At 45.5% G+C, this 24,808-nt stretch carries 22 protein-coding genes; 8 read left to right on the top strand and 14 right to left on the bottom strand.

Going from position 1 to position 24,808, the window contains the following annotated elements; genetic code table 11:
* Positions 1-82: 82 nt before the first annotated feature.
* Genes msbA through ACXAGP_RS01675 form a run of 5 tightly spaced genes read left to right on the top strand, consistent with a single transcriptional unit; the run spans position 83 to position 4,496 of the window.
* Positions 83-1,831: a lipid A export permease/ATP-binding protein MsbA gene (gene msbA, locus ACXAGP_RS01695; RefSeq protein ID WP_475259127.1), complete on the top strand. Its 1,749-nt coding sequence runs from the start codon at positions 83-85 to the stop codon at positions 1,829-1,831.
* On the top strand, positions 1,831-2,811 hold the full coding sequence (gene lpxK, locus ACXAGP_RS01690; RefSeq protein WP_475259126.1) for a tetraacyldisaccharide 4'-kinase: 981 nt from the start codon (positions 1,831-1,833) through the stop codon (positions 2,809-2,811). Before msbA ends, lpxK begins: the two co-directional genes overlap by 1 nt.
* Before the next feature lie 37 nt (positions 2,812-2,848).
* Complete coding sequence (locus tag ACXAGP_RS01685; RefSeq protein ID WP_475259125.1) at positions 2,849-3,043, top strand: Trm112 family protein; 195 nt, start codon at positions 2,849-2,851, stop codon at positions 3,041-3,043.
* Positions 3,044-3,056: 13 nt separating this feature from the next.
* A complete protein-coding gene (gene kdsB / locus ACXAGP_RS01680; protein ID WP_475259124.1) occupies positions 3,057-3,821 on the top strand; it encodes a 3-deoxy-manno-octulosonate cytidylyltransferase in 765 nt (254 codons plus the stop codon).
* A gap of 12 nt (positions 3,822-3,833) precedes the next feature.
* Positions 3,834-4,496 carry an SDR family oxidoreductase gene (locus ACXAGP_RS01675; RefSeq protein WP_475259123.1) on the top strand — a complete coding sequence of 221 codons (663 nt, stop codon included), beginning with the start codon at positions 3,834-3,836 and terminating at the stop codon, positions 4,494-4,496.
* 61 nt (positions 4,497-4,557) lie between these two features.
* Here ACXAGP_RS01675 and ACXAGP_RS01670 read toward each other — a convergent pair whose 3' ends face one another.
* From ACXAGP_RS01670 to ACXAGP_RS01645, 6 genes are all read right to left on the bottom strand, one after another.
* Positions 4,558-5,730 (bottom strand): hydroxymethylglutaryl-CoA reductase, encoded by a 1,173-nt coding sequence (locus ACXAGP_RS01670; protein ID WP_475259122.1) that lies wholly within the window; start codon positions 5,728-5,730, stop codon positions 4,558-4,560.
* Positions 5,731-5,932: 202 nt separating this feature from the next.
* Positions 5,933-6,598 (bottom strand): hypothetical protein, encoded by a 666-nt coding sequence (locus tag ACXAGP_RS01665; RefSeq protein ID WP_475259121.1) that lies wholly within the window; start codon positions 6,596-6,598, stop codon positions 5,933-5,935.
* A 204-nt stretch (positions 6,599-6,802) separates the two neighbouring features.
* Complete coding sequence (locus tag ACXAGP_RS01660; RefSeq protein ID WP_475259120.1) at positions 6,803-8,032, bottom strand: ABC transporter permease; 1,230 nt, start codon at positions 8,030-8,032, stop codon at positions 6,803-6,805.
* A gap of 10 nt (positions 8,033-8,042) precedes the next feature.
* Positions 8,043-9,356, bottom strand: coding sequence for an ABC transporter permease (locus ACXAGP_RS01655; RefSeq protein ID WP_475259119.1), 1,314 nt, complete (start codon positions 9,354-9,356; stop codon positions 8,043-8,045).
* A gap of 11 nt (positions 9,357-9,367) precedes the next feature.
* Entirely contained in the window at positions 9,368-10,075 is a 708-nt protein-coding gene (locus ACXAGP_RS01650) for an ABC transporter ATP-binding protein (RefSeq protein WP_475259118.1), read from the bottom strand.
* Positions 10,076-10,090: 15 nt separating this feature from the next.
* Complete coding sequence (locus ACXAGP_RS01645; protein ID WP_475259116.1) at positions 10,091-11,365, bottom strand: efflux RND transporter periplasmic adaptor subunit; 1,275 nt, start codon at positions 11,363-11,365, stop codon at positions 10,091-10,093.
* A gap of 295 nt (positions 11,366-11,660) precedes the next feature.
* On the opposite strand from ACXAGP_RS01645, the gene ACXAGP_RS01640 reads away from it, so the two are divergent.
* Positions 11,661-12,155 (top strand): GNAT family N-acetyltransferase, encoded by a 495-nt coding sequence (locus tag ACXAGP_RS01640; protein ID WP_475259114.1) that lies wholly within the window; start codon positions 11,661-11,663, stop codon positions 12,153-12,155.
* A gap of 29 nt (positions 12,156-12,184) precedes the next feature.
* Positions 12,185-12,646 carry a GNAT family N-acetyltransferase gene (locus tag ACXAGP_RS01635; RefSeq protein WP_475259113.1) on the top strand — a complete coding sequence of 154 codons (462 nt, stop codon included), beginning with the start codon at positions 12,185-12,187 and terminating at the stop codon, positions 12,644-12,646.
* Positions 12,647-12,649: 3 nt separating this feature from the next.
* On the opposite strand, the gene ACXAGP_RS01630 is transcribed toward ACXAGP_RS01635, so the two are convergent.
* From ACXAGP_RS01630 to ACXAGP_RS01595, 8 genes are all read right to left on the bottom strand, one after another.
* Positions 12,650-13,108 (bottom strand): SRPBCC family protein, encoded by a 459-nt coding sequence (locus ACXAGP_RS01630; protein WP_475259112.1) that lies wholly within the window; start codon positions 13,106-13,108, stop codon positions 12,650-12,652.
* A 138-nt stretch (positions 13,109-13,246) separates the two neighbouring features.
* Positions 13,247-13,873 carry a methyltransferase family protein gene (locus tag ACXAGP_RS01625; protein WP_475259111.1) on the bottom strand — a complete coding sequence of 209 codons (627 nt, stop codon included), beginning with the start codon at positions 13,871-13,873 and terminating at the stop codon, positions 13,247-13,249.
* An 11-nt stretch (positions 13,874-13,884) separates the two neighbouring features.
* Positions 13,885-14,196, bottom strand: a complete 312-nt coding sequence (locus ACXAGP_RS01620) for a hypothetical protein (protein WP_475259109.1) — start codon at positions 14,194-14,196, stop codon at positions 13,885-13,887.
* 55 nt (positions 14,197-14,251) lie between these two features.
* The gene (locus tag ACXAGP_RS01615) at positions 14,252-14,566 is read right to left on the bottom strand and encodes a hypothetical protein (RefSeq protein ID WP_475259108.1); all 315 of its coding nucleotides are present in this window, start codon (positions 14,564-14,566) and stop codon (positions 14,252-14,254) included.
* 33 nt (positions 14,567-14,599) lie between these two features.
* Entirely contained in the window at positions 14,600-15,994 is a 1,395-nt protein-coding gene (locus ACXAGP_RS01610; RefSeq protein ID WP_475259107.1) for a GGDEF domain-containing protein, read from the bottom strand.
* Between the two features lie 253 nt (positions 15,995-16,247).
* The gene (locus tag ACXAGP_RS01605) at positions 16,248-19,337 is read right to left on the bottom strand and encodes an efflux RND transporter permease subunit (RefSeq protein WP_475259106.1); all 3,090 of its coding nucleotides are present in this window, start codon (positions 19,335-19,337) and stop codon (positions 16,248-16,250) included.
* On the bottom strand, positions 19,337-22,693 hold the full coding sequence (locus ACXAGP_RS01600; protein WP_475259104.1) for an efflux RND transporter permease subunit: 3,357 nt from the start codon (positions 22,691-22,693) through the stop codon (positions 19,337-19,339). The genes ACXAGP_RS01605 and ACXAGP_RS01600 overlap by 1 nt, the downstream gene beginning before the upstream one ends.
* A 26-nt stretch (positions 22,694-22,719) precedes the next feature.
* Positions 22,720-23,790: an efflux RND transporter periplasmic adaptor subunit gene (locus ACXAGP_RS01595; protein WP_475259103.1), complete on the bottom strand. Its 1,071-nt coding sequence runs from the start codon at positions 23,788-23,790 to the stop codon at positions 22,720-22,722.
* A 356-nt stretch (positions 23,791-24,146) separates the two neighbouring features.
* Here ACXAGP_RS01595 and ACXAGP_RS01590 point away from each other — a divergent pair, with 356 nt between their 5' ends.
* Positions 24,147-24,677 carry an SRPBCC family protein gene (locus ACXAGP_RS01590; RefSeq protein WP_475259102.1) on the top strand — a complete coding sequence of 177 codons (531 nt, stop codon included), beginning with the start codon at positions 24,147-24,149 and terminating at the stop codon, positions 24,675-24,677.
* The last annotated feature ends 131 nt before the right edge of the window (positions 24,678-24,808 follow it).

The following is a 24,808-nucleotide window of genomic DNA, read 5'->3' as shown; positions in this document are numbered from 1 at the left end:
CTGAACAGCTAAACTAACCAGATTTATAATAATTATTAATGGGGGCATTGACCCCTGCACAACACACTATTGAACCGAGTTAATGAATCAAACAGACTCCAGTAAGGCGGTATTCGCCCGATTTATCCGCTATTTGCGGCACTTTAAACTTCCTTTTTTGGCTGCTATTTTCGGCATGATTGGCTATTCCTTGATCGACGTTTTTGTCATTTCTCAGCTGGAGCACGCCATTGACCGTAGTTTGGTACAAGGTGACCTTGAATATTTGCGCATGGCTGCGTATTTGATTGTCCCTATGTTTATATTGCGTGGTGTGTTTAATTTTATGGGCACCTACACCTTGTCCTGGATAGGTAACATGGTGGTGATGCAAATGCGTCAGCAGTTGTTCTCCCGTTTCGTGCATTTACCCGTTTCTTTTCATGATCAGCATTCCACGGGCACGCTGATTTCAAAAGTCATTTACGATACTGAACAAGTGTCGGTAGCGGCCGGAAAAGCCTTGCTAACGCTTGTAAGGGAAGGGGCGTTGGTAGTGGGTCTGTTGGCCGTTATGTTCTATAAGTCATGGCAACTAAGCCTCGCATTTATAGTGATAGGTCCGGTGGTGGCATTGATTGTTGCTTATGTCAGTAAACGCTTCAGAATGGTGAGTAAAAGCATTCAACAATCTATGGGTAATTTAACCACAGCGGTGGAGCAGGTTCTCAAAGGCCATAAAGTGGTGTTGATGTTTGATGGACAGGAGAAAGAAGCCCAGCTTTTCGAGGAAAAAAACAACCACAATCGCCAGCAAAACATGAAATTGGTGGTATCTCGAATTTTGTCTGTTTCCACTATTCAGGTCATTGCATCAGTTGCACTGGCGGTGGTGCTCTTTATCTCTAGTGTTCCCGGTATGGTGGAAAACCTTAGCGCAGGAGTGTTCACTTCCGTGGTTGTTAGTATGACCATGTTATTAAAGCCGCTAAAGCAGCTCACCACCGTTAACAGCGAATTTCAAAAAGGCATGGCCGCTTGTGAAAGTATTTTTGCCATTCTGGATCAGCAAGAAGAAGAGAACAAGGGCACGCTTAAGCCACAACGGGTAGCGGGTAATATCGCCTTTAAAAAGGTTACCTTTGCTTACGACGCCAATGGTGAAAACGTGTTAAAAGATATTTCCTTTGATGTGAGCAAAGGACAAACCTTGGCGTTGGTGGGGCGTTCGGGCAGTGGTAAGTCTACGATATCCAATTTGTTAACTCGTTTTTACCAACCGCAATCAGGAGAAATTATATTAGACGATTTGCCGCTTTCACAAATTGAATTACGGGCATTACGCAACCAGTTTGCGGTGGTGTCTCAGCAAGTGACGCTATTCAACGATACTATCGCTAACAACATTGCTTATGGTATGGAAGACAAGGTCTCACGAGCTCAAATAGAAGAAGCCGCCAAAGTGGCGCATGTGTTGGAGTTTAGTGAAGGCCTGGAAAATGGTCTGGATACCATGGTGGGAGAAAACGGCCTGATGCTCTCTGGCGGTCAAAGGCAGCGTATTGCCATTGCCAGAGCGGTATTAAAAGATGCACCCATTTTAATCTTAGATGAGGCAACATCAGCTTTGGATACCGAGTCTGAGCGCTTTATCCAGGAGGCGCTGGACACGCTGCAAAAGAACCGTACCAGCATTGTTGTGGCCCACAGACTTTCAACCATTGAAAATGCCGATCAGATATTGGTGATTGATAAAGGCCAAATCATGGAGCAAGGGTTGCATAAAACACTGCTGGAAAAAGGCGGAATGTATGCCCAATTGCACCGTATGCAGTTTACCGAAGGTGCCTGATGACGAAACTGGAAAAAGCCTGGTATCAGTCTTTTGGTTGGTCGCTACTGCTATTGCCCCTGAGTGGTTTATTTTGGCTATTGAGCTCCCTGCGACGGATTAGTTTTTCTATCGGGTTAGCCAAAGTACATAAATTGTCTGTGCCTGTAGTCGTTATTGGCAACATCAATGTTGGAGGCAATGGTAAAACCCCCTTGGTGATCTATCTCAGCAATTATTTGAAACAGCAGGGTTTTCGTCCGGGTATCGTGTCTCGCGGTTATGGCGGCAAGGCCACGCAGTATCCTATGACTGTCGAAAAACACAGTGACCCTGTCCATTCAGGTGACGAACCATTGTTCATCAAGCACCGGGTTAATTGTCCGGTGGTGGTGGATCCCAATCGGGTTCGTGGCGCGCAAGCGCTCATCAGCAAGCATGGTTGCGATGTGATATTAAGTGATGATGGATTACAGCACTATCGGTTAGGACGGGATCTCGAAATTGCCGTAGTTGATGGTCAGCGACGCCAGGGCAACGGTTATCTGTTGCCGGCGGGCCCCCTGCGAGAGGGGAATTGGCGACTTAAAACCGTGGATTTTGTGGTGGTTAACGGTGGCAAGTTGCAAGGTGATGAATATATGATGTCTCTTGAGCCCGGGCAGCTGGTCAATGTTAAATTCAAAGGACAAACTAAACCGCTCAATCAGATTACAGGTCCTGTATATGCTGCTGCGGGAATAGGTAACCCCGGCCGATTTTTTACTTTGCTGGAAAACAAGGGGGTAAAGCTTGAAAAGACCTTTGCCTTTCCTGACCATCACCAATATAAAGAAACAGATTTACCCGCAGGAACTGTACTGATGACCGAAAAAGATGCGGTAAAATGTACTGCCTTTGCCAAAGATAACTGGTGGTTTTTACCCGTCAGTGCAAAATTAACAGAAACTTTTAATCAGGCTTTTTTAACTAAATTGAAAGCTGTGAAAAGCAAAAGATAAAACCGTTATATCGGAACCAAAAAAGGATATAGTCAGCATGCCCATCGACCCGAAGTTAAGTGATATTTTAGTTTGCCCATTGTGCAAAGGAAAATTGGCTTATGTGCGTGAGCCGGAAGAATTGATTTGTAAATTTGACAAGCTGGCCTATCCCGTGAGGGAGAATATTCCAGTGATGTTGGAGTCTGAGGCAAGGAAATTGTCTCTGGAAGATATTGAATCTATCGCTTGAGTGAGGATTAGCAATGGCATTTAGCGTCATTATTCCCGCCCGATATCAGTCTAGCCGTTTTCCGGGCAAACCTCTGGTGGATATCCATGGCAAAACTATGGTGCAATGGGTATACGAAAAGGCGCTTAAAGCGGGTGCCAGTCGAGTGGTTGTCGCTACTGATGACGAGCGTATCAAAAAGACTGTAGAGGGCTTTTCCGGAACGGTCTGTATGACCAGTGACAAACACGAGAGTGGCACTGAACGTCTTGCCGAGGTCGTCCAGTTGTTGGGTTTGTCTGATGATGAGGTCGTGGTGAATGTCCAGGGGGACGAACCATTCATTCCGGAACAAAATATCGTCCAGGTAGCGCAAAATCTGGCGCAATTCAAAAATGCTAAGATGGCAACATTGTCGGTTAAAATTGAGGATGTAGACGAGGCATTTAATCCCAATGCGGTAAAGGTGGTTACTGACGCAAAGGGCTATGCCCTTTATTTTAGCCGTTCCACCATTCCCTACGACCGTGATCGGTTCCTCAACAGCAAGCATCCAAAGCCTGCTCAAATAGGTGAGTTTTATCAGCGTCACATTGGTATCTATGCCTATACTGCTGGATTTATTAAAGAATACATCGAACTGTCGGTGTCACCTTTGGAGCAAATCGAATCTCTGGAGCAGCTTAGAGTGCTTTGGCATGGGCACCAGATTCATGTCGCTGAGGCAAGTGCGGTACCACCGCCGGGTATCGATACGCCGGAAGATCTTCAAAGAGCGTTGAGTACCATTGATAAATAATTGGAGTTGCTTATGCAAAATGTAGTCATTACTGGAGCAAATCGTGGCATAGGACTGGAGTTAACCCGTATTTATCAACAACAGGGGTGTCAGGTGTGGGCTTTATGCCGTCAATCAAGTAAGGAGCTTGAACAGACTGGTGCACAGGTAGTTTCTGGTGTTGAGCTTTCTGATTTAGAGGGTTTACCGGGAATGATCCATCCTCTGCAAGGCGTGACAATCGACCTGTTAATTCACAACGCCGGGATTTTACGCAACGAAAGCTTGAACCAAATAAACGTATCTACCATTGAACAACAGTTTAAGGTCAATGCCGTAGCGCCATTGGTATTAACTGATTTGCTATTGGACAACCTCAATTCGGGAGCAAAAGTGGCGCTAGTCACCAGCCGGATGGGTTCCATGGGAGATAATGGTAGCGGAGGACGCTATGGTTATCGCATGTCCAAAGCGGCGCTTAATGCCGCGGCGGTGTCTTTAGCTCATGATCTGAAACCCAGAAACATTTCGGTGGCAATCCTGCATCCAGGTTACGTACAGACGGGGATGGTGAATTTTCGAGGTGAAGTTTCAGCACAGTCCTCAGCACAGCGTTTAGTACAACGCATTGAAGCATTAAACCCTGATAATAGTGGTACTTTTTGGCACGCCAATGGCGAAGTATTGCCTTGGTAGAAGGTGACTTTGATAAACAAAAAACCGGCTAATCAGCCGGTTTTTTATTGTTGAAAGGCTATTAGCGGTTACGACCTAATTGATCATGACTGGATACCCAATCACCTGCAATGACCGCACAGCCCAGTGAAATATCACCGGCAAGTACGGTAGCTGCGACAATCTCAGCAAATTTATTGGCTTTGCCTTTCCCAACACAGCCCAGCATGTTCAGGCATTCTCTTTGAGTTGGTAACCCCGTACCGCCGCCAAACGTGGCACAAATAAGAGAAGGTAAGGTTACCGCCAGATAGATATCACCATTGTCTTGCAATTCATGGGTAAATAATCCCGCATGAGATTCAACAACGTTGGCTTCATCCTGTCCTGTGGCTATGAATAAAGAGGCTATACCGTTTGCGGCATGTGGACCATTGTATGCCGCACCTGCCATCAAGGCGCCAGTATTGGCCAGTACTGTCGCCTTAGCCAGCATCTTAGTATCCACACCCATGATGGCTTTTAGCACTTCTTTTTTCACCGTTAATTCTGCAATGACTCGCTTGCCACGAGAATGCAGCATATTGAGATGAGAATGCTTCTTATCGGTATCCATATTACCGGATAATAGGTAGTTGGCGCCGCCTGGGTAATTGCGTTTTATCCATTCGCAGGCCATAAGTGTCGCTTTACCCACCATGTTTTGTCCGGCGGCATCTCCGGTTGTGTAGTTGAACCGTAAATAACGAGATTTGGCAACTGACCACTGATGGATATGCTTTAATTTGCCGACACTCGTGGTGCTCTCAGCTGCGGCTTTGATGTTATCAAAGTTCTCTTTGATCCATTCGCCAAACGCACGAGCTTCGCGCGCGTTGTCAAATAAAAAGGCAGGAGCACGCTGCATGTACTGCTCTACCACTGTTGTGGTTACCCCACCACTTTCCGTGATCACCCGCATGCCTCGAGAATAACTGGCTACCAAGGTTCCTTCAGTCGTCGCAAGAGGAATATAAAAATCACCTTGGGCATCTTCACCATTGATGCGCAAGGGACCGGCAACGCCAACGGGCATCTGGCAAATACCGATAAAATTCTCGATATTGCCCGGCAGTACTCCGGTATCAATGGTGTATTGACCTGTCAGAGTCATAGGTTCACCCGTTTTAGCTTCGATAAACTTACGACGCTCAGTCGCCATTTCTGGCGTGTAATCGTTCTCTTTGCTGCGCGGGATGCGAATATTATCTCTCATCGTGTTTGTCCTTTAATTTGCAAGTTTTTTGATTGTGTAGGGTGATTTCCGCTAAATAGTAAATCATGTAACTGGTCTGACCTCAACAGCTGGCGAGCAAAAAAAGTGTTAATAACCAAAAGTTTAACCAAACAGTAATATTTGAATCGGCAACGCAAACAAAAAAGGCCAGCGATGCTGGCCTTTGACAAATGGGTGTAATTTATTGGAAATATTCCGTTTCGTAATACAATGGTTTCATCGGGCCGCACAAGGTCAAGCGACTAAACAATTGTGGAATAGTGGGCACCGGAGAGGGGGTTGAGAATTCGGTAATACAGCTCACCATATCATCGAACAGGATCAGGTTATCGTAGGTGGGTTTTTCTTGCAGTCTATGCACCAAAATAAACTCATTGCTGCCCACTTTAACTTTGTCGTATACCTGCCGGATGCTTGACGGTTGAATGTCTTCAAAAGTACGCAAATACTTTAATTCATCAAATGATATCACCGCTTTTTCGTGCAGTTTCATGCCGCCGCGATCAAAGTGTCCCATATAAATATCCATAACCACTTCCATTTGTTCTCCCCTGATTAATCTCTGCAAGTTAAAGGGTTGCGAGCGTGCCGTCACCAGATCGGCATCACGGATCAGGAATCGGATGGAAGGAGTTTTAGTACTGACTTTGTATATGATCTGTTGATTATCGGGTTTTTCATAGCCAGGCATTGGGTAAGCAAACAGAGTTGTGCCCATGCTCACAAGCACCATGTCGTGGCTACCCATATAAGCCGGATCAAGGGGAGGCGGCACGTCTTTTTTATCTTGCGCTCCGGCGATAAAGCTAATGAGCAACAATAACAATAAAGGCGTTGATTTTGACATGTAATTAGATTCCTTAAGCAGAGAAGGTGTCAGCAACAATGTACTGTTTTATTTTAGACGAACAATATGGAGTCAGTATCGTTTTTTTCCAGTGAAATTAACATACTGCTTTAGTATGAATTCAATGCTACATGTATAGATGGGGGATCTTTTAGGGTAGATGAAAGAGGGGCGAGGACCCCTCAGAGGTTTTATAACTTGCTTTTAAACCGTGCGGGTAGCCATTGCCGGCGGGATATTTGCCGCTTTGCGAGCGGGTCCATACACTGCCAGCTGCCCTAAACTCCACAAACAAAGCATGCCAATAGGGATGTAGTGCCAAGTAATGCGATTGAGTTCAAAAAAGTTCACTAACAGGATATTTAAACCAATGCTAAGGGCTGCGCCGGTTGCAACACCAATACTGGTAATAACAAAGTTTTCCAGCATGAAGTAACGCACAATCTGCCATTGTGTGGCGCCTAAGGCACGACGAGTACCAATTTGCTTTTTACGTCTGTTCACGTTAAAGCTAGCAAGGCCTACGATGCCCATTCCAGTGATAATCACCAGGGTTACCATGACCACAGTTAAGATTTTGATCATAGCAGCGTGAAAGCCGTAACTGTTTTCCCGTACTTCCTGAAAAGACTCCATGCCCCTCACTAGGCGTTCACTGCTGCGCTGGGCAAGGTATTCTTCTACATCGCGCATGGCTTGATCCCGCATGCCGTTCTGAGCGCGAACGAAATAGCGAGTTGAGTTATTAAAAGCAATGTATTCAGGCGACAACATAGCGTTTTCCAGTTGATCCCAGCCAATCCAAGGTGCCTGAAGGGTATCGATAACCCCGATGATTTGCATGGGTTCATTGCGATCAATATAAACGGTTTTACCAATAGCGTCGCCAGGTGCCGTATCCGGAAACAAATCCTGAAGCAAGGCTTCCGTTATAATGATGTTTTGTGGCCAACCATCCTCTGTACCATCGCGAAAGCGCATTTCCTCATAGCTGAAATTTTGGCCTGCCAGCAGCGCAACATCCAAGGTTTCAATGCCGTGCTCGTCCACCATATAAACTGCTGTGGATATGTCATCTTTGTCTTCTCCGGACTCCACCTGTAAACTCATCGACCAGCCACCTCCGCTAATGGGAATGGCGTTAATGGTAGTCACATTCAACACTGAGGGCAGGGCACGTATCTCGCGCAGGTCTTCCTGAATGGTATTTTGATTGTCAAAATCTTCGGCAAAACCATTGCTGCTGACGCTAAAACTATTGAACTCGTCAACACCGCTGACACGTGCCATTAAGGCTTCGCGCTCATCAATGATAAAAATGGCATTCACCACAATCGTCATGGTAACCGCAATTTGCAGGGCAATGAGCAGTGCCCCCATTTTGTTGCGCAGTAAAGTGCGGAAAATAGGTCCGATTTCTAAAGAGGCAAACATAGTGATCTCCTTATTGGCTTTTCAGTTGGCTGGCAGGCGCAATAGAGCAAGCTCGCCAGGTGGGATAGAGACCTGCAATGATGGTGGCCACCAAAGAGAGCAGGATAGCCAATATCGCCATGTTCATATCAATACTGGTAAGCTTGTCTGCAAATTCGCCGTACAAAGCTCTGAGCCCCTGCAGTCCAAAGAAGGATAATCCAAGGCCCACAAGCCCCCCGGCGATGCCAATGCAGGCGGTTTCAACGGTATGTTGAATAAACAAATCTTTTTTGGTGGCACCTACTGCTCTGCGTAGACCTATTTCACCGGACTTGCCCATGAATTTAGACAGCATCAAACCAATGGTATTGAGCAGGCACACTACCAAGAACATCAGCGATAACCACATCATGATCTGTGCGTCATCTGCCACTACCTCATTGTATTCAAGCCATTCCCGGACGTTGTTCAAGCGGTTGTTAAGTGGGCGAGGGAAGCGACCAAACGTTTTTTGTTCATTAACATAGTTATCCAGGAACTGCGCGTAGTCGGCTCTTTCTCCAGGGTTGTTTAACTCCACCCAAAACTGGAAATTAACGCATTCTGAGTTCAGAAATCCTTCGAAGCCATCTTCATCGGGAGATTTCCAGCAATTTACATTACCCCAGCTGGGCAGTTTCATACTGAGTTTTAGTGCCAAGGGCATGAACAGTTCAGAGGGACGACCAAAATTATCATTGTTCAGATCGTAGAACTTAGGAATGGGATGCCATTCATCGATTACCCCTACAACCGTAAATATCTCACCGGATAAGGTCACGGCCTCGCCCACTGAATTTTTACCACCGAACAGGGTCTCGTTAATTTCTTTGGTTAATACCACAACGTGTCTGCCATTGCTGTCGGCCTCTGAATCCCAACCTGAGCCATATAAAAATGGCACATCAAACATCGCGAAAAAATCGCCATACGTAAGGCGATAACCGGCTTGAAAAGGTTTGATATTGGTGTCAGCTGGGACTACAACGCCACCAGATTTCGCCATAGCCGCTTGACGAGAGGCGCGCTCTGCTTTTTGCAAATTGTTGACATCTGTCCAGGTCATTTGAAAGGGAGGGTCGTTAGGATCAACTGCTGCCTCATAGGGTCCCCAGTTATCTAATTGCACGTGGAATAATACATCGCTTTTGTGTTTTATCGGGTTGTTAGACATCAGATAGTTGACCGTAATGGTGGTCATGCAGGCGCCAATGCCCAAAGCGATTGCCAGTACAATTAAAGTACTGAGCACAGGGTTACGGCGCATGCTAATCAGCGCCAGACGAAAGTAGTAACTCATCATGATGACAATCCTCAGGCGTTGACGACTTCTTTGGCTGGCTGCGTTGAAACTTCGTGCAACTCGCTAACTTTGCCATCTCGAACGTAAATATTGCGTTTCGCTTGTGCCGCCAGGCCAGGATCGTGGGTAACCATCACTATCGTGGTGCCTTTGGCGTTGATATCTTGCAATAGTTCCATCACGCTGCTGGCCATTTTACTGTCGAGGTTACCGGTGGGTTCGTCAGCCAAAAGAAATCGGGGCGAACCCGCCAGGGCGCGTGCGATAGCGACCCGTTGTTGCTGGCCGCCAGATAATTGTGCTGGCAAGTGTTTCATACGGTTAGCTAAACCCACGATATCCAGACTGTGCTCAATGCGCTCTTTGCGCTCCTTACTGCTGAACCCGCGATAGCGCAGAGGCACATCAACGTTGTCAAATAAATTGAGATCGGGGATCAGGTTAAAACCCTGAAAAATAAAGCCGATTTTTTCATTTCTAACGCGACTTCTGGCGGTGTCGCTGATGCCTGAAATATCTTTGCCATCAAGAAAATAACGGCCACCAGAATAGGTTTCCAATAAACCTGCGATATTCAAGAAGGTGGTTTTTCCCGAGCCTGAAGGGCCTGTTACCGCGACAAAGTCTCCTTCGTTGACTTCCAGATTGAACTCCTTAAGGGCATGGGTTTCTACCATGTCGGTGCGATAGACTTTTGAAATATTTTCCATTTTTAACATTTGAGCTTCCCCCAATTATTGTGTAAGTAAAACGGTTTCGGCGCTGGCAAACGCCTCTGTGCTGGAGATGATAATTTCATCACCAATGGATAAGCCTGAAAGTATTTCCACCGAGCCCAGGCTGCGAGCACCGGTATTGATGGCGGTGCGAACCGCGCGATTTTCCTGGACTACATAGGCCACTTTGCCTCCAGCGCTTTCCAAGAATTGGCCTCGCTGTACCATCAATACGTCGGCTTTGTTTTCCATTAGAATTCGCGTAGTCAGACGCTGGTTTTGGCGCAGGCCAAGTTCTGCGGAGTTGGCGAAACGCACTCTACCGGTCACCTGATTGTTCTGGATTTCGGGGGAAATCGTGACCAGAACTGCAGAGTGCGCCTCGCCGTTAAACTGAATTTCTGCATCCATTCCAATAGCCAGGTCGTCGGCGTAGCTTTCTGGAATTTGCAGTTCCACTTCAAATTCACTTAAGTCCACCACCGATAAAATAGCTTGGTTCTGTGCCACCTGATTTTTTTGCTCAACGGCGAGATTACCCACAATGCCACTCACCGGTGAGCGAACTGTGAGTTCCTGTACTTTGCGCTGTAAATCGGCCACCAGTAGCGCCTGACGATCTACCTGTAATTGGTTGGTTTTTAATTCAAACTCGAAGGACTCAATCGCCAGTTGTGCATCTTCAACGGCGTGTTTGTGTTCAAGCCGCGCATTTTCCAGATCATCTTGGGCCTTTTCAAAATCAATGGCACTGATACTGTTACTTTTTATCGCTTTGTCAGCACGACGTTTTTCTCTGTCTGCGGCGGTGAGTGCCACCAGCGCTTGGTCAATGGATTTTTGGTTGTTTAACGCTTGTTGTTTGGCTTGTATCTTTTTGCGATCTAATTCTATTTGCAGGCGTTGCAAGGTTGCCTCTTCTTGCTGTAACTCGTTGGTTAGTTCTGGACTGTCGATACTGGCAAGTACCTGGTTTTGGGTGACTGAATCGCCCGCGTCAACCTGAAACGTAATGGTACCCTGTGCCGGGCTGTAAAGTTTTGGACTGACAGCCGCGACTACTCGCCCTTGCACTGACAGGTCTCTGACAAAGTCACCACGAGTCACTTTTGCCAGTCTTAACCGTTCTCGGGAGATTGAGGTGTCAGAGTTAGCCCAATCACTATATGAAGGTGCAATTGCGCCTATCACTGCGATGACAACAATAGCTGCTACACCGGATTTCAACCAAACAGTCTTCTTTGACTTTGGCGCTATAACGACATCCTGGCCGCTGGTATCGCTAATCTTCATTGATTTTCCCCACAACAAAAATGAATTAAAACTGAACAATCACAGGCTAAGTCGTGATGAGTGAACAAATGGTTTAAGTGTGCTGGGAATTAATTTTTTGAAATCCAGTAACAAATTGTTTTTATTACCGAAAAACAGGGGGTTATGTGGATAATGGAGCTGACAGTTTGTTACCTTATAAAGCGCTTTTTTGCTTGTTTTGTATAGCGTTTACAAGAATAATGGAGTTGCAATGTTGGATGTCTTTGAGGTTCAGGTAATGCCTGTCTTCAACAATTAAAATTCGGGTGGAGAGATGCAGGGACTCAGTTTTAACCAGTTAGAAACAAGCTATTTACCAGAACTATTACGCCTCAATAATCGAGAAGTGCCTCACGTTAATGAGCTGGATCTCAATACCTTATCTTTTTTGTGTAACGAGGCTGCATTTGTACAAGTTTGCACGGATGAATACGCGATATCTGGCTTGATAATGGGCTTTATGAAAGGGGCCGATAACCACGGATTTAATTTCAATTGGTTTTGTGATCGTTACACTAATTTCCTATATATCGATCGTATATTCGTTAGCCCAATCTACAAAGGGCAAGGTATAGGTAAAGCGCTTTACCAAAAGGCTGAAGCATTTTGCCGCGACAACGGTATTGAATCCCTTTGTTGTGAAGTGAATCAAGAGCCCCCCAATCCGGCATCCCATCAATTTCACCTTAGTTGTGGTTTTGAAGCCATTGAAACTGTTTTACACCCGGAAGGAAAAACAGTGCAAATGTATCGTAAAATTATCGCTTAAGCTTTGCTCGAAATTAAAAAGGAATGGCAATGTTGGATATTCGTCTGGACGATGTAAAAGAGCCGCAGGTTATTGCATTATTGGAGGAGCATATCGCTGATATGTACGCCACTTCACCACCTGAAAGTGTACACACCTTGGATTTGGCTGCCTTAAGGCAACCAGACATCTCTTTCTGGTCGGTTTGGCAAGGGGATAAGGCCTTAGGCTGCGTGGCCCTAAAAGAGCATGATAGTCATTGGGCAGAAATTAAATCCATGCGCACGTCAAACGCCAGTAGAGGACAGGGAGTTGGTAAGGTATTGCTGGAACATGTTATCGCTGTCGCCCGGCAACGGGGCTATCAGATGTTGCGATTGGAAACAGGGGCTGAACCTTTCTTTGAGCCTGCCAGAAGTCTTTACGGTCGTTATGGGTTTAGCGTACGCGGTCCTTTTGCTGATTACGGAAATGATCCAAACAGTGTATTTATGGAAAGAGTACTGAATTGAGGTTTAGCAGGACTGAGTCCCTGATTCACATAGGTTTTTAAGCAATTGCAACGCAATCGTCCAATTGGCCATCATACCCTCAAACATTTCATCGGTGACCATCTCTATTTCCAGTCGCGTTGCATTTTGTCCATGCTCATTAAAATAATAGTTCTCTTGCGTACCAATCCATTTTCGCATGATATCGTCCATTACCTGGATCTCGATGTTATCAGGACTGACCATGGCGATATGTCGACATTTGATAACTTTGTCCGGCACGAGTTCTTCAATAACCACTTTGGTACCACCGCGCTGTTCATCTAAAAAGGATAGATGGGCCCCTAATTGCCACTCTCCAGTATATGTCATGCCTTCGCCCCAAGCTTTGGCCCAACCGGGGTAGATTGCTTTATCGGTCATTACGGCAAAAACAATAGCAGGAGGTTGTTCGATAATCGTGGCGTAATTTAACGTTTTCACTGTGTTTTCAGATATTTTCCATACTTTTTATAGTGTTTTAAGCATAGTTGCACTTTGCATTATGAGCCAGCTGCCTTATTGACGAACCCTTCAGGTACGGATAGTTTGGGATTAGGGGAGGTGCTATCAGGACTTTGCTCAGACCCAGCGCCTTACCCTTTGTGTGTAAGCAATAAATTCTTGTGGGAACAAATTTGATAAGTGTTTTTCTTCTTCTCTAACCTGTCGGTACAAAGCAAGGTGCCCTATAACCAAACAAAGCAATGAAAAACACGAGGGAAGGGCAAGGAAGAATCCCCATTGTGCCACCGCGACAAACACAAACATGGGATTGCGACTGTATTGGTAAACGCCTGAAGTGATCAGTTTTGTCGGCGTATTTGGATCAATGCCAGAGCGCCAGGCCGCTCCCATGGCAAAATGAATAAGGATTGTCATGAAAAAGCCAGAAGTTAACAGGACAACACCTGCGATGATCACTATTGGGTGCTGAAAATCGTAGAACAGTCCAAGATAATAATCGAGTTGAGGATAAAATAATCGTGCCAGACAAACCCACCAGATGGTGACTCTGAAAATGCGAAAAGCCAGATGATTCCACCAATCGTTGCAATAAGGGCGCCCGGGAAATACTACTTCCTTAGACGTTGAGCGTTTCAGAAGCACAATTCTCAAGGTATAAAACGCGGCAACCAAGGAATAGAATATTGCCAGGTAGTAACGGGTAAACTCGGTAATGTCAGTTAGAGTAAAACTGCTATCCATTTAATGGTCCGTTATGTGCCGTTGGAAGTGTTCAAGTTAGATTCAATCGCCACCAACGCAGCTGCGATCCCTCCTACTAACGAGCAAACGATGAAGCAGCCAAAACCCACAGCCAAAATAAACATGGCGCTTAAACCAGTATAGTCTCCGCGGCGATAAAAATCGTCTGGTATGCTGATGTGACCGAAGGAAATTAACATTAAAGATACCAATATGAAAGCAATGGCAAAGGCTAAAAAGCCCATTAAAGTGATGGCCCTGGCAGCAAACAACAGTAAGCCTAATTTTTCTGTGGTGATTTTTGAATAAGGGTAAAGTGTCATGATTCGCTTCCTCCATAAAGCTAACCTTCCCCAAAAAGAGGGGCTATTGTTTTGATTAATTGAGTTTTAACCAAAGATAGTCATCACGCCAAACAGTAATGTAAAGCGCGGCCAATAGCAATTTTAAGCCTCGTAGATTCGAGCCGCACTGGAGTACTGTATTGGGATGTTCTTCAGAGACATCAATTGAAACGCTATTGGAGCGGCACCAGTCTATGCTCAGAAAAACTTCATGCTTTCCCGGTGACACTTCAAATTCGCCTGTTTCGCCATTGGCAATTTTGCCAAGTAGTTCCCCGTCGCAGATCACTTCATAGTCTCTGAAACGGTCGGCAAAACCCGGTCCCCGCTCGATTAGTATCTTTGCCATAGTTTCACTTCCTTTTAAATGTAGTGCTTTGGTTCAATCGTTCGATGCGATACAGACCTGATTTTTTCCCTGTGCTTTGGCTTGATAAAGGGCTTTGTCTGCTCTTTCCAGTAAGGACTCTAATGTGTCATGGCTATGTAGTTCAGTGACGCCAAAACTTGCAGTAAATTGAGGAATATCGCTTCGTGGTGCCACCTGCAACTCGGCACGAATATTCTCGGCTATAGCAGCGGCTTTTTGCAAATCGCAGGCCTGTAATAAGATGGTGAACTCCTCGCCACCCATGCGAAACACCAGGTCACTCTGGCGTATTAGTTCATTGATATCGTTCACTAAGATTTGCAGTACTTTATCACCAACATTGTGACCATGCTGGTCATTGATATTTTTGAAGTTATCTATGTCCAATAAAATGATGCTGGAAGTAATGCCACTTTTAGACTTCGCCAGTAACCCTTTTGCCGCTTCATCCCATTTATAGCGATTATGGGCGCCAGTCAGGTTGTCGGTGGTGGCCTGACGTATCAAGGCTTCTTCAATCCCGTCTCGATGCACTACAGCTTCGGAATACTGGCTCATCAGGCGATTAATATCCTTGGCTAGTTTGGCCAATTCATCGCGACCTTGAGGACTCAGTTCATCAGTGTTGATGGCATCCTGTTTACCGGAAATGGATTGATATAAATTGTCGATCTGGCTGTTGATATGACGCATACGACGACGAAACGAGATGATAATCAGCAACGTTACATTGATACCGATAATAAAGGCACTAATACCAAGACCGGTATTCACATAATAAAAGCGCCTTTCGTGCTCTTCGGCCTGAGTGGTGATGTCGGTGGTAATAGATTCTATTTCTCGAAGTACTTTGAGGGAGAGCTGGTCTAAGGTTTGATCCTGTGTCTCTAATTCTTGCCATGCTTGTTCAGTTACCAAATGAGCGTCGCTCTGTAGTATTTTGCTGGCGTTGTGGTGAAACTCATCTCGGGCTGTCTCAAATTGAGCAAAAGCAGCAATAACGGCTTGATGGGCCGGAACTTCTTTAACTATTTTACCCTGTTGCAACCCATCTTTAATGAGTTTGGTAAGCGCATGGATACTGTCTTTCAGACGCACTGAATAATCTGCAAACTTTTCTTGCATGAGTGTTTGAGATTGAAAGTTTTTCTTTTCAGACAGACGCAATTCATAATGCAAGCGCTCCATCAAGATATGTTGTTCCAGCTGCAGTACTTCTATTTCTGCAGCAAGTTCGGATATCGGCACGTCTATTTGAGCCAGCTCTCTTATTTCCTGACTAATTTCTCGCAACTGCACAATGGAGTACAACACTAGTGCCAGGATAAAGGTCAATAGCACCGTGGATAGGCCACCTATCTTTCGGGAAATGGATTCATCTAACCAATGAAAAAATCGAACTGCCATGCTGGTATCTCAGTATTACTCAAATAGAAGAGGGCATAATACGAATTGCTATAACCCTGGAGTTGGTCACTTTATTGACATCTTACGCCAAGTTTACAAGTAGCCAATAAAATTAAAAAGGCCGCAACACTATTTCGCTTGATGAGTGGTTATTTTGCTCAAATGTGTCGCTGTTGGGTACTTATTTGGTGTGTTTCTGAGGGGGGAGATAAACACCCGCCCCGTCAAGAGACGGGCCGGGTAGTGGACTAAATCAGGCTTCTTTAATCATTTTTGAAACCAACAGCTTACTATCGTTGATCATATTGCGAGTTTTACGACGCAATTTGAGCAGTAACAAGTAGGCCAGGGGTACCAGAAACAAACTGGTCACTGTAGAAAAGATCAAACCACCAATAATGGCAATTGCCATTGGGGCATAGGGCGGACCATCTCCTCCCACGTTGGTGTCGCCCAGTGCCAGTGGCAATAGTCCCAAAACGGTAGTGGCGACGGTCATCAATACCGGTCTTACTCGGGTAAGACAACCTTCCATGATGGCATCGTGAACCTTGTGGCCTTCGTTGACTAATTGATTGATCCTGTCCACTAACACAATACCGTTATTCACCACAATGCCCATCAATATCAGCATGCCGATCATGCCCATTATGGACATAGGAGTACCTGTGATGGCAAAGGTCCAGAACACTCCGGTAAAGGAGAAAAGTAGTGAGGTGATAACGGCGGTTGGTAGCAGCAATGATTCAAACAATGCGGCCATCACGATATAAATCATGGCAATGGCCAGCAACATGTTAGTTTGCATAATGGCCTCATCCTCCCGCTGTTGACGAAAACTGCCATCTAATGACCAGCTATATCCCGTGGGGAGCTCCAGGTTGCCCATGATTTTTTCAATCTTTTCACGCGCAACATCCAAGGTCATGTCTTCTTCCATGTTGGCACCGATAGCAATGGCAGTTTGGCGGTAATAGCGATTAATTTGCGACAGTCGACTGGTAATCTTTAAATCGGCAACCATGTCTAAGGTGACTGTTTTATTACCGTCTCTCGCCACAGGCAGAGACTTAAGCTCTTCAATTGAATGTTGTAAAGCCTCGTCGAACATCAAGCGGATATCCACTTCTCCATTGTTGCCATGACGGAAGGTACGCAAATTGTTACCCCGTAACGCCGTTGCCACAATGTTACTGATGTCCTGGGAGTTTAGTCCAAATCGGTATGCCTTTTGGCGGTCCACATGAATTTGCAATTCCCGCTGATTATCATCAATTTCGGTTTTTACATCTGCCAGTCCGTCGATATTGGCCAGCACCGGCACCACCTGATCTGCGATGCGCAGCAAGCTTTCCGAAGAAGGGCCTAACAGGGTTAACCGCACACCGCCGCCGCCGCCATCGCTCCAGCGGAAGCTTGGCTCTGCACGGGCAAACTTAGGTAGTGCTTCGCGGATCATTTCTTGAATTTCTTTTTTCTTGATAGGCAGTTCGTCTTGCAGCGTAATGCCAGAAACTGCGAATCCCGGGGTGTAATAGCTGTATATCGACTTAATGAAGAACTTTTCCTGATTGTCGTACAAGAAATTTTCTAGTCGTGTTACGGTTTTTTCTACTTCATCCAGAGTGTAGTTGCCGTTGACATTGTAGTTCAACCATAGTCGGTTGCGGTTATCCATGCCTTGCTCATTGTCGGGTACCATTTGAGCAACAAACACGGTGCTGACTACCATCAAAACACCAATGATGGCGCTCCAACCCTGGTGGGATAAGGTCCATTTCAACATGCGCTCGTAACGCTGTTTTAGTCTGTTCGGCTTACTGTCTTGTGCGCGAGGTTTATGCTTGATTTTGGTGGCCAATAGGGGGATCAGCGTTTGCGCAATCAACAGTGAAGCGAATAAGGAAATACAAATAGAAATTGCCACGTGCTCCAGGAAGATGGTCAAACTGACCTTTTTCCCAATGATGTTTGGCAGAAAAACAATCGCGGTGGTGGCTGTACCGGCGATTACCGCCAAGCTAACTTTTGAAACACCTGCTTTGGTGGCGGCAATCATGTCTTTGGTGTGAGCCTTTTCTTGCTCAATACTCTCAGTTACTACAACCGCGTTATCTACCAACATACCTACCGCGAGCATTAACCCCATCAAAGACAGAATGTTGATGCTGTAGCCAAAGAAGAACATAAAGCCCAAGGTAATACATAAGGAGAAGGGAACGGATAGCACAACAATCAGGGTGGTGGTAAAGCGACGTAAAAAGGCGTAAAGCACCAATACCGATAAAAGCGCTCCCAATAAGCCGGCATCCACTAAATCTGAAAGTGACGAGGTTACGGATTCCGCTTCGTCATCAAAAATTAGCAGGTTGATTCCGTTAAAAGCTGGGTTTTCATTGGCTTCATCGATCACTTTCCAGACGCGTTCTGATACCTCTACAAGGTTTGAGCCTGACTCGCGAAAGATGTTAAAGCCAACAGCATAAGTCTGATCCAGGTGACGACCTTCAGAACGTCTTGGAGTCTCGTATTGTACGTCGGCAATATCTTTGAGTTGTATGCCTTTGGCAATATACAGTTCTTCAATTTCTTGCATACTGCGATATTCGCCCTGTGGCGTTACGGAAATCTTTTCCTCATTCTCGTAAATATGTCCGGCACTCATGGAAAAGTTTGCTGCCTGTAAGGCATTGACTAAATCCACAACATTAACGTGCAATGCCGCCATTCTTTCCTGATCAACCCGGATGGCAATTTCCTTTTTCAGTACGCCGTAAAGCTCAACTCGGGAAACCCCTTCCACCCGTTCGATGGGTTGTTTCAGGTTGCGCTCCAGTAAATCGTAGGCATTGGACAGGTCTCGTTCACTTGAAACCCGTAGCTGAAAAATAGGTAAATCATTGGTATTAAATTGATACACCAGAATACGCTCCACATCGTCTGGCAGCAGGTGACGTATAGCATCAATTTTTTCTCTGGCCTCAATACTCTTAGCATTAATGTTTTCATCCCATTTAAACTCAATGCCAATCTCGGCGCCATTTTCTCTGGAGAATGAGCGTAATCGCTGAATGCCAGACATGGTTGCCAGCGCTTCTTCTACCGGCCGAGTGATCATTTTTTCAACTTCTGCCGGAGACGCATCGCGATAGGGGATATTGATGTAAATTTCCGGAATATCGATGCCGGGAAATTTCTCCAGCGGCAACAGCCGACTGGAGATAAGTCCTAACAGTAGCATCGAGGCAAAGAACATGCATACTGTTACCGGGCGGCGCAAGGCAAAGTTTGCCAGGCTTGCGCCCATGGCTTCAAATTTGTTTTCCTGTGCCTGATTCATCATTAAGCTCCTGCATTACCGTTGACAGAACTTATGTCCGCACCTTGAGTTTCAGCTGCTTGTGCAAACTTTTTACGGTCGAACAAACTGTACAAGATGGGAATGAAAAACAGCGTTAATAAAGTCGCAAACATCAAGCCAAATATTACCGTGATGGCCATAGGTTTACGGATTTCTGCGCCTTCGCCGAAGCCCAACATCATAGGCAATAAACCCAGCGTTGTAGTCAGCGTGGTCATTAGAATTGGGCGGAATCGAGTTAATGCTGACTCCTTTATCGCGTCCATTTTCTGTGCCCCTTGTTCCCGCAATTGATTGATGCGATCCACCAGGACAATGGCGTTGTTTACCACAATACCTGCCAGCATAATCAAACCAATAAACACCACTACTGATACGGTAGTGCCGGTTAGGTATAAGCCATAAATAGAACCCGCACAGGCGAGAGGTACGGTGAATAAGATCAGGAAGGGATGCAGCAGTGATTCAAACTGCGATGCCATTACCAGGTAAACCATGAAGATTGCCAGTGCCAGGGCGAATTTAAGTGACTGGAAAGAGACTTCCATTTCTTCATTTTGACCAGATACTTTAGCCTGCATGCTCAATGGCAATTTCAGTCCTGCTAACAGTTTTTCGGCATCGGATACCGCTTCGCCAAGGTCGCCATAGGCAAGGTTAGCCGAAATAATAGCCACGCGTTCCTGACCTACACGGGTAATTTCGCTAGGGCCAATGGACGTTTCGATGCTGGCAACCGTATCCAGGGTAATAGGGCGCAATGCGCCGGGATTAACAATGATTTGCGACACATCCGCGGCGGAATCTCGTTGTGTTTCTTGGGTACGTACCAGGATATCTACTTTGCGATCATTGATTGAGTATTTACTGGCAACCTCACCACCAATCTTAGCGGCTACCAGCTGTGCCACGTCTGGCGAAGATAGACCTAGCTGCGCTAGTTTGGCGTGATCGAAGTGAACTTTCAGTTCAGGGTTACCTGACTGCAAGGAGGATTTAACGTCGGCAAAGCGGTCGTTACTTTCCAGAGTTTCCACAATTTGTTCGCCATAGCGACGCAGCATACCCAGGTCATAACCCACTAATTCAATTTCCAGTGGTGTACTGAAGCTGAATAGTTCAGGTTTACCAAATTTACTGGCGACACCAGCTTTGGATTTGAGGTATTCACGCATGGCAGCTTGTGTTGCCAGCTCGTCCTGCGGTAAGGAACCCGGATTTAATACTACATTGAGTTTACCCCAATAGTCGCCACCTTGGCTGGGCGAGGCATTCATCAGGCTACCTGTGCCCGCAATGGAATAAGTGCGAGCGACGTGTGGCAGAGATTCAGTGTAGTTTGCCAGGTCTTTCAATACCTGATCAGTTGTTTCCAGGCGGGCTCCAGTCGGAAGAGTCACTTCTACATCAAACTCACCTTGTGCCATGGGCGGTATCAGCTCAATACCCAGCTTGTTTACTAATACCACTGAGCTTAATGAGACTGCCAGAATACCGGTGATCACGATAGCGCGTTGGGCAAGGGCAAAATCTAATAGTTTTTGATAGAAGGCGAAAATAGCCGTGTAGGCTTTATCAAATACCCATAAAATGGGTTTGAACACATAACCAAAGGCTTTGCGAAGCACTCTCACCAGTATTACGATCAGGCTACTAATGGCCAGTGGAATATAATAAAACACAACTCTTAGTAGATATTTAAAAGGTAGTGCCAGGTAATATCCGATTTTGCCTAAACGCGTTTCCGGGCGTGATTTAGTTTTATCGGGACCCAAATCCAGGGTGTCTGCTTCATTTTTCTTTTTAGCTCTACTGGCCATCATAGGGATGATGGTTAACGCCACCAGAAGTGAGGCACCTAAGGCAAAAGTAACGGTCATTGCTTGATCACCGAATAATTGACCCGCAATACCTTCTACAAATACCAACGGGAAAAACACCGCCATTGTGGTAAGCGTTGAAGCAACAATGGCCATAGACACTTCTTTGGTTCCCTCTGCGGCAGCCGTTTTGGAGTCGGGATTTTGCTGTTTTTTACGGTCGATGTTTTCCAGTACTACAATGGAGTTATCTACCAATAAACCAATGGCCAAGGCGATGCCGCCCAGGCTCATGATATTCAGGCTAATGCCATTGCCATACATCAGGTTAAAGGTGGCAATAATCGAAACAGGAATGGATATCGAAATAATAAAAGTGGGCCAGATATTTTTCAGGAACAGGTACAAGATGAGCATGGCCAATAGGCCACCTACGATACCCGCTGATTTAACTTCATTAATGGCATTGGATATAAAGGTGGACTGGTCGTAAACCAGTTGCATTTTATACTGTTCGGGGATTTCGTTTTGAATGCGCTGCAAACGATTTTTAACGTTTTCAGCCACCTCTACCGTGTTTGCATCGCCTTCTTTGTAAATGGCGATTTCTACACCTTCAAAGCCATCAAAGCGAGTGATGGAGGTGCGCTCTTTGTGGCTGTCCTTGATTTCTGCAATATCCCCTAAGCGAATGTGACGACCATTGCGAGTGGCAATAAACAAATCGCGCATTTCATCCAGGGTTTCGAATTGGTTGAGGGTTCGAACCAGATACTCTTGTGAACCGTCTTCTACTCGACCACCCGAGGTGTTGACATTTTCCTGCTGCAATCGGGTAACGATGTCGCTAATGGTGATATTGAGCTGGCTGGTTTTTTGTTGATTGATCAATACCTGGATTTCATTTTCCAGACCGCCGCCAACTTTTACTGAAGCGACGCCTTCAACCGACTCCAGTTTGCGTTTGATTTGCTCTTCCGCGTAAGTGCGAAGACGCTTCATACCAGCGCTATCAAGACTGGTTAACTGGGTTTGCGCTGTGCTTGCGGGCTGGGTTTCGTCATTATCATTTTGAGGCGAGGGCAGAGCGCCGCCCAAGCCATAACGCATAACTGGATCTAGCGAAGGATTGAAACGCAGGAGCAGGGGTTTCGATACATCCAATGGTAACTGCAGGATGTCCAGCTTTTCACGTACATCCAATGAAGCCAGATCCATATCTGTACCCCATTCAAATTCAAGCAGCACATCTGATTGACCTGCTTTAGAAGTGGACTTTACCGTTCTGACACCTTTTACAACGCCAATGGCTTCTTCGATAGGTTTGGATACTAATTGTTCCAGTTCCCCCGGCGCTGCACCTTCGTAATCGGTGCGGATCGTCAAGGTGGGATAGGATAACTCTGGCAGTAAGTTAATAGACAATCTGGATAGAGACACCATGCCAAACAGCAATATGGCAAAAGTAAACATCCACACGGTAACCGGGCGCTTTACCGCCACATCAATAAAACTCATTTTACTCTCCGCTTCGTGTGGAAAACTTAGCTATTTACGATTTCGACGTTGGCCTGGTCTTTCAGGTTATGATGACCTGTAATGACGACTTTTTCCGAACCATCAAGGCCCTCAGTAATTTCAACAAACTGACCTTCTTGATAACCAATTTTCACTGGCAGCTTGGTTGCAATGCCATCTTTCACCACAAATACGTTTATTTGGTCATCAATGTGCAGCAAGGCTTTGCGCGGCAACAGAGTCGCGTTTTGGTGGGTGTCGTAGTTCAGTTTAACTTTGGAAAACATACCCGCCTTGAGGTAGTTTTCTTCGTTAGGTACCCGTAAGGTTACTTTAAATGTGCCAGTTTCAGCATCGATTACCGGGCTAATACGCTCAACAAAAGCATCGATATTTTTATCACCCAAAGCGGTGACAGATAATGTCGCTTTTTGATCTTTGTGGACCCGAGCCAATTCTTTTTCCGGCAAGTGGACAATACCGTACAACTGCTTTTGTTGCACGATTTGGAACATACGCTCCCGTTGGAAGGATTCTGTCAGGTTACCCACTTTGGCATTTCGCTCTGCGATGTAGCCTGCAATGGGCGCGCGGATAGTGGTTTCTGCCAGGTCCAGTTCAGCCAATTCAAGGGTAGCTTTGGCTGACTCATATTGCGCGGTCAGTTTGTCATAGGTGTCATCACTGACAAGTTTTTGATTGTAAACTTTATCGATTTTGTCTAGTTCTTTTTGAATACCGCGTAAGTCGGCTTTGGCTCTATTCAGGTTAAGGATATAACGTTCTTGCTCCAGTTTTGCCAGTTCCTGACCTTTTTCCACGTAGTCGCCTTCCTCTACGTAGATATGTTCAATGATGCCCGATGCCCGCGCTACCACAAAAGCTTCTTCTTTAGCTTCTAATACTGCGGTCGTTTCATAGTTGGAAGAGATACTGCCGATGGTTAAATCAGCGACTTCAACTGGAATGGAGACAATCTCTTCAGCTTCTTCGGCATTGTTAGTGGCTTCGGCGTCACCGCAACCGGATAAAAATGCCGTGCTCACGGCGATACTGCTGGCAAGTAAAAGCGTTTTTAAGTTGTTATTGTGTGTCATTTGTCTTCCCCTGAAATAAAACTGAACAATTTGTAAAACTTGCCAATCGATAGCATTCGTCATGCCATTTGAAAAAGTGCAATAAAAACATGGGTTTATCTAATTTGGTTTTCAATCCTTCGATTAACACTTCCCACATGTTGGCGAATATCACCAAGTATTAGTGTTATTACTTAACACCTTTGTGTGGCTCTAACTCAACAACAATGTGGTAAATAAATTGTAAACCTGTTTAACTGCTAAACCTACCTTCTAGTTGAATTTTCACTCATATTAGGGCTATCTATTGTAAGAAATCATTACACATTGATAGATATGTCGAGATAGGTTGAGAAAAAGTTTAAGGGGATATGTAAATGAAAGTTTTAAAAGTGGCGGCCTCAGGCCTTATTGGCTTTGTACTCTTGCTGGTTATTATCGGCTTTTTACTTCCATCTGATTTTCATGTGCAGAGGAAGATCACTATCAATGCGCCAGCTGAAAAGGTCTTTCCTTATGTCGCCGATCTTAAGCAATGGCGAGAGTGGGGTGTTTGGTTTAGTCGCGATCCAAATATGCAAATTACATATTCAGGTCCACAGGGATTTGTCGGTCATAAGTCCAGTTGGGTAAGCGAATCTGAAGGTTCTGGAGAGATGACAATTACAAGTATTTCGCCCAACGAAAAGCTGGTTTACACACTGTATTTTCCAGACTTTGATATGGGCAGTACTGGAGAGATAACACTAGTGGAAAAGTCAGACCAGACCGAAGTGATTTGGGCCGACTTTGGTGATGTTGGGGGAAATCCAATCAATCATTATTTTGCGGCTATGATGGACAGCATGATCGGACCAGACTTTGAAGCTGGACTGCAAAATTTAAAAGCCTTAGTGGAAGCAAACTAAACTCGTCTTGATGAGCACAATGGTACTTAATTAATGCTTTTTTATTCATTTTGTTGCCAATTATTTCGGTGCAATTTTAATTGCCGGTCCAATTTGCTAAAACAAGGGTAATGGAGATTTTGGGTGTATTT

It is taken from the genome of Planctobacterium sp. AWM4_229 (genome assembly GCF_056160305.1).
The sequence above is the reverse complement of the archived record's forward strand: the minus strand, read 5'-3'. Positions and strand labels throughout refer to the sequence as shown.